The sequence below is a fragment of the Anaeromyxobacter oryzisoli genome (genome assembly GCF_022690765.1).
GTDB lineage: Bacteria > Myxococcota > Myxococcia > Myxococcales > Anaeromyxobacteraceae > Anaeromyxobacter > Anaeromyxobacter oryzisoli.
The window spans coordinates 1-9573 of sequence record NZ_JALCZA010000119.1 but is presented as its reverse complement, the minus strand read 5'-3'; the positions used below and the strand labels follow the sequence as shown (position 1 = coordinate 9573).

11 protein-coding genes, 1 tRNA gene and 1 pseudogene are annotated in these 9573 nt (G+C 73.0%); 2 read left to right on the top strand and 11 right to left on the bottom strand.

Annotation, left to right across the window (positions count from 1 at the left end):
* Nucleotides 1–231, bottom strand: a pseudogene (locus tag MNZ27_RS21990) (IS3 family transposase); the annotation flags it as partial.
* 72 nt (nucleotides 232–303) lie between these two features.
* On the opposite strand from MNZ27_RS21990, the gene MNZ27_RS21985 reads away from it, so the two are divergent.
* Entirely contained in the window at nucleotides 304–732 is a 429-nt protein-coding gene (locus MNZ27_RS21985; RefSeq protein ID WP_242396214.1) for a tyrosine-type recombinase/integrase, read from the top strand.
* Nucleotides 733–771: 39 nt separating this feature from the next.
* On the opposite strand, the gene MNZ27_RS21980 is transcribed toward MNZ27_RS21985, so the two are convergent.
* From MNZ27_RS21980 to MNZ27_RS21965, 4 genes are all read right to left on the bottom strand, one after another.
* Nucleotides 772–846 (bottom strand) — tRNA-Gly (locus tag MNZ27_RS21980).
* Between the two features lie 19 nt (nucleotides 847–865).
* Nucleotides 866–1531, bottom strand: a complete 666-nt coding sequence (gene pgsA, locus MNZ27_RS21975; RefSeq protein WP_242396213.1) for a CDP-diacylglycerol--glycerol-3-phosphate 3-phosphatidyltransferase — start codon at nucleotides 1529–1531, stop codon at nucleotides 866–868.
* Complete coding sequence (locus MNZ27_RS21970) at nucleotides 1528–2880, bottom strand: tetratricopeptide repeat protein (RefSeq protein WP_242396212.1); 1353 nt, start codon at nucleotides 2878–2880, stop codon at nucleotides 1528–1530. The genes pgsA and MNZ27_RS21970 overlap by 4 nt, the downstream gene beginning before the upstream one ends.
* A gap of 3 nt (nucleotides 2881–2883) precedes the next feature.
* A complete protein-coding gene (locus tag MNZ27_RS21965; protein ID WP_242396211.1) occupies nucleotides 2884–3510 on the bottom strand; it encodes a lytic transglycosylase domain-containing protein in 627 nt (208 codons plus the stop codon).
* Nucleotides 3511–3582: 72 nt separating this feature from the next.
* On the opposite strand from MNZ27_RS21965, the gene nadB reads away from it, so the two are divergent.
* Entirely contained in the window at nucleotides 3583–5190 is a 1608-nt protein-coding gene (gene nadB / locus MNZ27_RS21960) for an L-aspartate oxidase (protein WP_242396210.1), read from the top strand.
* A gap of 154 nt (nucleotides 5191–5344) precedes the next feature.
* Here the strand turns inward: nadB and MNZ27_RS21955 are convergent, their stop codons facing one another.
* The 6 genes from MNZ27_RS21955 to MNZ27_RS21930 form a co-directional block, all read right to left on the bottom strand.
* Entirely contained in the window at nucleotides 5345–5995 is a 651-nt protein-coding gene (locus tag MNZ27_RS21955) for a hypothetical protein (protein WP_242396209.1), read from the bottom strand.
* Nucleotides 5992–6552 (bottom strand): orotate phosphoribosyltransferase, encoded by a 561-nt coding sequence (gene pyrE, locus MNZ27_RS21950; protein WP_242396208.1) that lies wholly within the window; start codon nucleotides 6550–6552, stop codon nucleotides 5992–5994. Before pyrE ends, MNZ27_RS21955 begins: the two co-directional genes overlap by 4 nt.
* Nucleotides 6549–7418 carry a ParB N-terminal domain-containing protein gene (locus tag MNZ27_RS21945; RefSeq protein WP_242396207.1) on the bottom strand — a complete coding sequence of 290 codons (870 nt, stop codon included), beginning with the start codon at nucleotides 7416–7418 and terminating at the stop codon, nucleotides 6549–6551. The genes pyrE and MNZ27_RS21945 overlap by 4 nt, the downstream gene beginning before the upstream one ends.
* 64 nt (nucleotides 7419–7482) lie before the next feature.
* Entirely contained in the window at nucleotides 7483–8040 is a 558-nt protein-coding gene (locus MNZ27_RS21940) for a bactofilin family protein (protein ID WP_242396206.1), read from the bottom strand.
* A gap of 3 nt (nucleotides 8041–8043) precedes the next feature.
* On the bottom strand, nucleotides 8044–8412 hold the full coding sequence (locus MNZ27_RS21935; RefSeq protein ID WP_242396205.1) for a bactofilin family protein: 369 nt from the start codon (nucleotides 8410–8412) through the stop codon (nucleotides 8044–8046).
* Between the two features lie 134 nt (nucleotides 8413–8546).
* Nucleotides 8547–9419, bottom strand: a complete 873-nt coding sequence (locus tag MNZ27_RS21930; RefSeq protein WP_242396204.1) for an alpha/beta hydrolase — start codon at nucleotides 9417–9419, stop codon at nucleotides 8547–8549.
* Nucleotides 9420–9573: the final 154 nt, after the last annotated feature.

Below are 9573 nucleotides of genomic sequence, written 5' to 3'. Positions count from 1 at the left end.
GGCCAGCGCACCGCTGTCGCGGGCCCGCCGCCATTCCACGAGGTGCGACGAGTACAGGCCCTCGCGACGGAGCAGGGCGCCGATCTCGCCCGGCTTCGTACACGCCTCGGCCTCGGCCAAGACCTTGTTCTTGTACTCGGCGGTGAACTGCCGCCGCCGCGCCTTCGCGGTCACCTCGGTCTCCTGCCCAACCAACCCGATATCTGCGCTGCTGCTCACCGTGAAGTCCAAGCTCGCCCTTCTACACTGAACTCCGTAGGGGTCGTTGTCTCGCTCACGTTGGCAGAGAGGGCGAACGGCCGAATGACGGTCGAGCGCCAGGTGTGGCGCGGGGTCGTGGACTCACCCAAGGGCGGCAAGGGACGCGTCGTCCCGATGACCGACAGCCTCGCGGCCGTGCGTCACCTCCGCGGCGCCCGCGTGCTCGTGCAGGACGACGGGGCGGAGCTGACGACGAAGGTCCTCCGGGGCTGGATGAAGAGCGCCCAGCGGCTCGCAGGGCTCAAGCCGACGGGCAACTTCCACATTCTCCGCCACACGTTCTGCTCGCACCTTGCGATGCAGGGCGCCCCGGCGAAGGTCATCCAGGAGCTGGCCGGGCACACGCACCTCACGACGACGATGCGGTACATGCACCTCGCGGAGGGCCACAAGGAGCAGGCGATCCGGCTGCTGGACCGCAGGTCCACCGCGCCCGTGGGGCGCGTGGAGGCGGGGGTGGAGGCGCTGTAGAGGGAAAAGAAAAAGGGCCCGGCGAACCGGGCCCTTAGATGGAGCGGGAAAAGGGATTTGAACCCTCGACCCTCGCCTTGGCAAGGCGATGCTCTACCACTGAGCTATTCCCGCGAAGTCAGCGTGGCGCGCTTTATAGAGGGGGCGCGCGGGGGGTGTCAAGAGGCTTTCCTCCGGACGCGGGGGGGACGGCCTCGGATCGCTGCGGCGCCTTGTAGACCGCCCGGATGAACCCGTCGAAGTAGCTGACGGCCGACCAGACCGAGAACACGAGCGAGATGTACAGGAGCCAGGTCCCGACCCGGTTCGCGTCGAGGTCGAACGAGAAGAAGATCGCGTTGATCGGGTACGTGTAGTGCAGCAGCAGGAACGTGATGGCGGCGACCTGGAAGGCGGTCTTGTGCTTCCCCTCCCGCCCGGCGGCGATGACGATCCCCTCGCTCATCGCGATGGTCCGCAGCCCGGTCACGATGAACTCGCGGGCCATCACCACGATGACGACCCACGCGGCGACCCGCCCGAGGTGGACGAGCATCACCAGCGCGGCCATCACGATGAGCTTGTCGGCGAGGGGGTCGAGGAACTTGCCGATCACCGTGACGAGGTTCTTCCGCCGCGCCACCCAGCCGTCGAGGAAGTCGGTCGCGCCGGTGAGCGCGTACACGACCGCCGCGATGAAGCTGTCCACCCGCGACTCGTAGTACGTGAACCAGAGGAACACGGGGATGAGCGCGATCCGCGTGAGCGTGATCGCGTTCGGGAGGTTCAGCGCCTCGCGCCGGAGCGACCGGGTGGTCACGCCGCGGCCCCGGCCGGGCCGCCCGCGGCGCCCGGATCGACGAGCACGCGCCCCTCGCCCGTCAGCTCCACCGCCGCGTCGCCGGCGCCCCCGTCCTCGAGGAGCGTCGTCAGGCGCGGGGTCAGCGCGCCGGTCCACCCGACCAGCGCGGCGAGCGGGACCCGCAGCGGCGCGTCCGGCGCGACGTCGAGCGCGACCGGCTCGCCGGCGGTGACGAGGAGGAACCGCCCGCTCCCGCGGAGCAGCACGAGGTCCAGCTCCGCGGCGGTGGACGACTGGACGCGGCCGTTCTCGAAAGTCACGCCCTCCTCGAACCCGAACACGACCGCCTCGCGCAGGTAGGCGGGCTCCGCGCCGAGCGCGAGCGGCGTGAAGCGCCGCCCGGCGGTCCGCAGGAGGAGGGTCCCCTCCCCGCTCGCGCGGTACACGGCCGCTGCCCCCTCGCCGAACGCCTGCTCGGTCGGCCGGCCGCGGAACCGCTTCCGCTCCGCCTCGACGGCGATCCGGCCGGCGACGGCGAGCAGGCCGTCGAGCCGCACCCGGACCTCGCCGGCGACGGCGACCGAGAGGACGCCGCCCGCGACGGCGAAGCCGGCCCTGGCGACAGGCACGGCGCGCTCCGCGGCGTAGCCGGTGAGGTTGGCACCCGCCGCCGCGGAGGCGACGGAGACGCCGGCGACGCCTGGGGGCGCGGCGACGGCCCCTGCACCGCCCGCCTCGACCCGCTCGGCAGCCGCCGCGGGGCTCACCGCCCGCAGGCTCGCGGGGGCGGGCGTCGCGAGCGGCTCGGGGGCCGGAGCCGGCTCGGCCTCGACCTCGACCTCGACGTGCGGCTCGGGCGCAGGGGTGCGCGTGGGCGCGGCGCTGGACGGGTCGGCGCCGGCGAGGATCTCGTCGCAGCGGACGACGAGCTGCTCGGCGCCCGCCTTCGCGAACCAGCCGCGCGCCCGGGAGGCGTCGCCCGACTCGAGCAGCGCGAGCCCGAGGTAGCGCATCGCCTTCGTGTGCTCGGGGTTCAGGTCGAGCGCGATCTCGAGCTGCCGCGTGGCCTCGGGGTACTGCTTCGCCTTGAGGAAGGCGAGCCCGAGGTTCACGCGCGCGGCGGGCTCGACGGGGTTGTCGTCCACGAGCCGCTGCCACGCGATCGTCGCGTCCTCGTACTGCCCCAGCTTGTAGAAGGCCTGCCCGAGCAGCCCGAGGACCTTCGCGTCCTTGGGCCGGAGCTCGAGCGCCCGCTCCAGGGAGGCCCGCGCCGCGTCCGCGTCACCGCGCGCGAGCAGGTCCGAGCCCCGGTTCAGGTGGAACAGGAACTCTTCGTCAACCTCGTCAACGCCCCCGCGCCTCGCCACCGCTCACCGCCCTGCCTTGTAGGCCTCGTACAGCGCCACGACCTTGCGGACGTACTCCCGGGTCTCCGGGATGTCCGGCACCTCGCCCCCGGCGCGCCGCACCGCCTCGGGCCCCGCGTTGTACGCCGCCAGCGTCCGCACGAGATCGCCGTCGTACATGTTCGCGAGGATCCGGAGGTAGCGCGCGCCGCCCTCGATGTTCTGCGCGGGCTCGTAGGCGTCGCGGACGTACATGTCCTTCGCGGTGCCGGGCATGAGCTGCATGAGCCCGACCGCGCCCTTCTCCGAGACCGCGCGATGGTCGAAGTTCGACTCGACCGCCATCACCGCGAGGAGGAGCGCCTCGGGGAGCCGGTACTTCGCCGCGGCGCCGCGGATGTGCTCGAGGTAGCGATCCTGCGAACCCGGCCGCGGCATCGGCCGGGCCCGCGCCTGGGCGCTCGCACGGTAGACGCCGCCGGAGCTCGGCTTCTTGCCGATGCGCCGGTAGCGCGTGTCGCTCGGGGCGTTCGAGAAGTGGATGACGCCGTCCTCGTCCACGTACGAGTACAGCTCGCCCGCCCGCGCGGCCCGGGCCGTCACGAGCATCCCGGCGACGCCAAGCACGCAGAGGGCGCGGAAGAGGGACATCCAGGGGAAAAGTTACCAAGAGCACGCTCGCCCGGGCAACTTTGTTCCCGATGGCATGCTACATGTGACCTCATGGGCACTCTTCGATCGCGCGAACATGTCGATTTCCTGGTCCTGGGCGGCGGTATCGCCGGCCTGACCTTCGCCCTCGAGGCCGCCGACCACGGATCCGTCCTCGTCCTCACCAAGCGGCAGCGCTCCGAGGGGAACACCCAGTACGCACAGGGCGGTATCGCCAGCGTCCTCGGCGCCGACGACACCCCGGAGATGCACGTCCAGGACACGCTCGTCGCGGGCGCCGGCCTCTGCAAGCGCGAGGCGGTCGAGACGCTGGTGCGCGAGGGGCCCGATCAGATCCGCTGGCTCCTCTCCCTCGGAGTGGAGTTCGACCGGACGGCGCCGGACAAGCTCCACCTCACCCGGGAGGGTGGCCACTCGCGCCGCCGCATCGCGCACGCGAAGGACGCGACGGGCCGGGAGATCGAGCGCGCCCTGCTCGCCACCTGCGAGGAGCGCGGGATCCGGATCGTCGAGGACCAGATCGCCATCGACATCGTGACGAGCGGCAAGGTCGGCCTGGGCGGCCCCAACCGCGCCCTCGGCGCCTACGTGCTCGACCGCGCCACCGGCGACGTCTCCGTCGTGTCCGCCGGCGTGACCGTCCTCGCCACGGGCGGGGCCGGCAAGGTCTACCTCTACACGTGCAACCCGGACGTCGCGACGGGCGACGGCGTGGCGATGGCCTACCGCGCCGGCGCGGCCATCGCGAACATGGAGTTCTTCCAGTTCCACCCGACCTGCCTGTTCCACCCGCAGGCGAAGAACTTCCTCATCAGCGAGGCGCTCCGCGGCGAGGGCGGCATCCTGCGGAACGGCGCGGGCGAGGCGTTCATGATCCGCTACGACCCGCGGAAGGAGCTGGCGCCGCGCGACATCGTGGCGCGCTCCATCGACGCGGAGATGAAGCGGCGCGGGGACGACAGCGCGTTCCTCGACATGACGCACCTGCCGAAGAGCTTCCTCCTCGAGCACTTCCCGAACATCTACGCGACCTGCAAGGAGTTCGGGATCGACATGGCGGTGCAGCCGATCCCGGTCGTGCCGGCGGCCCACTACCTGTGCGGCGGCGTGGTCGTGGATCTCATGGGGCGCACCACGATCCCCCGGCTCTACGCGATCGGCGAGACCGCCTGCACCGGGCTCCACGGCGCGAACCGCCTCGCCTCGAACTCGCTCATCGAGGGGACGGTCTTCGGGCGGCGGGCCGCGATGACGGCGCGCGAGGAGGCCGTCCGGGAGGTCGCGCCCGAGGGGGCGATTCCGGACTGGAACGTCGGTGCCGCGCTCGCGCCCGAGGAGGGCGTGGTGGTCGCGCACAACTGGGACGAGGTCCGGCGCCTGATGTGGAACTACGTCGGCATCGTCCGGACCACGAAGCGGCTCGAGCGGGCGCGCACGCGCCTGGCCCTGCTCCGGTCGGAGATCCGCGAGTACTACTGGCAGTACAGGGTGGCGCCGGACCTCATCGAGCTCCGGAACCTCGCCGACGTGGCGATGCTCATCGTGGAGTGCGCGCGGCGCCGCAAGGAGTCCCGCGGCCTGCACTACATCCTTGACTACCCGAAGCCCGACGAGAAGTGGGTGCGGGACACGGTGATCACGCGCGGCGACCTGGAGTGAACGCGTACGGCGGCCGACCGCTCGCGCACCCGCGCACGCGGGCGCGAGCGGTCACGGCCCGCCGAGCGTGACGGTGCCGCCGCCCTCGCGGCTTCCACCTGAAGCCTGAACCCCAAGCCCGAGGCCCGGGCCGATGGCTCGCCCGAAGCCTGGCTCAGGGCGCGGTCGGGCCGGGCGCGGGCCTCTTCACCGTGTCCGGCTCGACCTTCGCGGCGTAGTCGAGGTCGAGCTTCCCGAGGGCGCAGGAGATCCGGAGCAGGTAGGGTCCCCCGTCGGCGGGCGCGGGCGTGCGCGGGAAGTGGACGAGGTACACCACGTCGAAGTCGCCCACGAACGGGTAGAGCCCCCGCACGTTCGGGTCGGCGTCGATCGCCTCGACCTTGGTCGGCAGCACCTCGGCCCCGGCCACGTGCAGCGCCACCCGCCACACGCTCGAGGGCGAGTCGAGGTCGTTCACGTGCCAGTCCGACGCGTAGAACGAGAGGACGAACTGGTCCTCCTGCTCCGCCCCGGTGCGCTCCTGCGCGAGCCGCTGCTCGAGCTCCTGCGGGGTCCAGTCGAGCCACTCCGCCAGCCGGCGCGCGCGCGCCTCGCGCTCCGCGGCGCCGAGGTGGGTCGCCGTCGCGGTGGCGCGGTGGACGAGGCCGTCGTAGAGGGTGGTCCGCCGGGTCGCCGCGACCCGCACGCGCGCCCACTCGCCCTCCGCCGTGCCGGGCACGGGCTGGCGCGAGTGGATCGCGGCGCAGCCGAGGAGGCTCGACGCGCCGAGGACGGCGAGCGCGGCGACCGCGCCGGCCGGTCTCACGGGATGAAGTCCCGCCGCGTGAAGAGCGCCTGGAGCGGGACCCCCTGCGCCTCGATCGCCTCGCGGCCGCCCTCGAGCCGATCGACGAGGGCGAGGCACGCGACCGGGACGAGCTTCTCGACGCGGCAGCGCTCGATGGCCTTGAGCGCGCTCCCGCCGGTGGTCACCACGTCCTCGATCACGATCACCCGGGCGCCGTCCGGGATCGTCCGGCGCCCCTCGACCCACTGCCCGGTGCCGTGCCCCTTCGGCTCCTTGCGGACCACGAAGGCGTCCACCGGCTCGCCCTCGAGGAAGCTCGTCAGCGCCACGGCGCTCGCGATGGGGTCGGCGCCCAGCGTGAGCCCGCCGATCCCGCGCACGAGCGGCCGGATCGCCCGGACCCGCTCGAGCAGGAGCCGGCCGACCAGCACGTGCCCCTCGGCGGTGAGGGTGGTCCGCTTGCAGTCCACGTAGAAGTCGCTCTCCTTGCCGGAGGCGAGGATCACCTTGCGGCGCTCGAACGAGAGCGTCCGGAGGAGCTCCAGCAGGCGCGCGCGGTCCGTCTCGACGGTCATCGTCCTTCTCCGTCCCCCTCGAGGTGCGGGAGGAGGTTCGCCATCCAGCGGACCTGCTCCAGGATGGCGAGCCGCCCCTGGGCGGGCAGCTCGGCCCAGGCGTCGAACGCCACGGCGAGGTCCGCGTTCACCTGGTACAGCCGCGCCGCGAGATCTTCCACCAGCTCCTCGGGGGTGACCTCCACCTCCACCTCCTCGGCCTCCGGCTCGGGCTCGGCCTCGAGCCCCGCCAGGTCGGCGTCCGCGTCCCCCGCGGGCTCCGCGGCCGGCGACCCGGCCGCACGCTCCAGCTCGTCCGCGTCGCGCCCCGCCGCTCCCGGATCCGTGTCCGTCTCCACGGCGACCTCCTCGACCTCGCCCGGAGCGGACGCGCCGCCCAGGAACTCGAAGAACCGCTCGCGCAGCTCCGGCTCGACCGGCGCCCGGACGAGCGCCTCGTCGAGCAGATCGTCCGCCCACGGCGCGGCGCCGCTCCCGAGGAGCCGCTCGCGCAGGCGCCGGAGCGCGTCGCGGTCGAGCGGCTCGGTGAGGAGCGCGTGCCCGAGGGCGAGCCCCCAGGCGTCGTCGTCGTCGAGGGTGCGGTGGACGCGGGCCAGCACGCGCTCGCGCATCAGCAGCCGGAGCGCGGCGATGCGGCGAAAGCCGTCCACGACCTGGAACCGGGGCGCGCCGGGCGGCGCGTCCGGGATGGGCCGCAGCTCCACCGGCGCGAGCTGGCCGAGGCGGCCGATCGACCCCGCGAGGGCTGCGACGTCGCCCTCCTCGCGCAGCCGGAAGGTGACGTCGTCCGCGACCGCAGAGAGCGGCACGAACTCGACGGCGCCGGTCGCGTGGACCGGCGTCACGGTGCGGGGCTCGAGCTCCACGTGGCCTCCGCCTGGCGAGACGGGCTCCGGGGGCCCGCGTCTTCACGGGCCCCCGGCGCCGGGTTCACTTGCGCTTCACGATGACCTTGCGCTTCACGGCGCCCATCGCCACGGGGGCGGGGGGCGCGAGCGGCTTCGCGGACGCGGCCGCCTTCTCCTCGACGCGGCGCTCGGAGACGGGCGCCGAGCGCGGCGACGGGGCCGGGCGGATCGAGGGACGCGGCGCCGGCGCGGGCACCGACACGCGCGACGAGGTGACGGACCGCGCGGAGCGCTGCTGGTCCTCCTCGACGTCCACCTCGCCCATGTCGATGCGGCCGCGGAAGCTGGCGCCGTCGACGATGATCACGCGCGGGGCGTTGATGTCGCCGACCATCCGGCCTTCCCGCGTGATCTCCACCGACTCGGAGGCGGTGACGTTCCCGACCACCACGCCCGCGATGACGCAGTTCCTGACCTGGACCTCGGCCTTCACGATGCCGGTGGGCTCGACCACCAGGGTCTTCGTGAGGGTGAGCGTGCCCTCCACCCGGCCGCGGACGGTGAGGTCCTCGTCGCCGTTGAGGGACCCGCTGATGAGGATCGATTCGCCGATGATGGTGCTGCCGTCAGAGGTGGCCACGGTTCACTTTCCCTTCGTGTCCTTGACGTCCATGTCGACGTTGCCCTTGAAGAGCGCGCCGTCGGCGATGAGGATGCGCGGGGCGCGGATGTCGCCCACGACCTTGCAGTCGGCCTTGAGCTCGACCTTGTCGCTCGCGACGATGTTGCCCGTCACCTGCCCCGAGACCTCGACGTTCGCCGTCTCGATGTCGGCCTCGATCACGCCGGAGTTCTCGACGTAGAGGCTCTCGCGCAGGCTGATGCGGCCCTTCACGGTGCCCTGGATGACGAGGTCTTCGTCTCCCGAGATTTCGCCGTCGATGACGATCGAGCTTCCGATGACCGTGTGAGCGCCGGCGCGGGGCGCCGGGACCTTCTCGATGCCAGCCATTTTGCTTCTTCCTCCGGGAGAACCTGCCGTGGGCCGCGCTTACCGCGCGTGGAGTGTAGACGCGCGCAGGATAGAAGGCCCCCGACGGAGGCGTCAACAGGGTGATCTGCGCACACGCCGCCCGGCGCGCGGGATCACGCGTCGCTGCGCTCGCCGAGCCACGAGACGACGTCGGCGATGGGCCGCGCGCGCTCGCGCTCGTTGAACAGCTCGTGTCGGAAGCCGTCGTACACCACGAGCCGCTTGTCGTCCACGGCCGCGGCCTCGAAGAACGCGCGCGCCGCGGCGACGTCGGCGATCCGGTCCGCGCCGCCGGCGAGCACGAGGAGGGGCGCGCGCCACTCCTTCGCGCGGCGCAGCACCTCGACCTGGGCGCGCCTCGACTCGGAGAACCAGCGCGGCGTCGTCGAGCGGCCGTAGAGCGGGTCGCGCTCGGTCCAGCGGCGCAGCTCGGGATCGGAGGTCAGGTCGGCGAGGTCCAGGCCGGTCGAGATCGACAGCCACGGGACGGCGCGCCCGAGCAGGCGCGCCCCGAGGACCTTCGCCGCGGGCGGCCTCAGCGCGAGCCGGAAGTACGGGGACGAGAGCACGAAGCCGGAGAGGTGCCGGCCGCGGCTGAACCCCCACAGCGTGGTGACGAGCGCGCCCATGCTGTGCGCGACCGCGAACAGCCGCTCGCCGGCGATGCCGTCCTGCGAGAGCTTCGCCACGAACGCGTCGAGGTCCGACACGTAGTCCGAGAAGGCGTCCACGTGCCAGCGCCGGCCGTCGGACTGGCCGTGCCCGCGGAGATCGACGAGCGCCACCTGGAAGCGGGCCGCGACGAGGGCGCGGGTCAGCGCCGGGTACCGCCCCGAGTGATCCCCGCCCCCGTGGACGATCGCGACCGTCGCGCGCGCCGCGGGCGGCGTGTACCGCTGCCAGTACAGGCGCAGGTGGTCGGCGGAGTCGAGGAACCCCTCCTCGTGCCTCGCCTCGGCGTCGGAGGGATAGGACGGGACCGGCATCGTGGGCGGACGCTATCGGCGGCGCGAGGTGGGGTCAAGGCGCGCCGCGGGCCTCGGCCCGGCGGCGGCCGGGTGGCGCTCGGCGAGGCGGGCGAGCTTGCGGCCGAGCTCGGCGCGGAGCCGGTGCGCGACCGCGGGCGGCTCCTCGCCGGCC

Coding starts and splice junctions, on each gene's coding strand:
- MNZ27_RS21930 (WP_242396204.1), bottom strand. CDS start 9,419: ATGCCGGTCCCGTCCTATCCCTCCGACGCCGAGGCGAGGCACGAGGAG.
- nadB (WP_242396210.1), top strand. CDS start 3,583: ATGGGCACTCTTCGATCGCGCGAACATGTCGATTTCCTGGTCCTGGGC.
- MNZ27_RS21935 (WP_242396205.1), bottom strand. CDS start 8,412: ATGGCTGGCATCGAGAAGGTCCCGGCGCCCCGCGCCGGCGCTCACACG.
- MNZ27_RS21985 (WP_242396214.1), top strand. CDS start 304: ATGACGGTCGAGCGCCAGGTGTGGCGCGGGGTCGTGGACTCACCCAAG.
- MNZ27_RS21965 (WP_242396211.1), bottom strand. CDS start 3,510: ATGTCCCTCTTCCGCGCCCTCTGCGTGCTTGGCGTCGCCGGGATGCTC.
- pyrE (WP_242396208.1), bottom strand. CDS start 6,552: ATGACCGTCGAGACGGACCGCGCGCGCCTGCTGGAGCTCCTCCGGACG.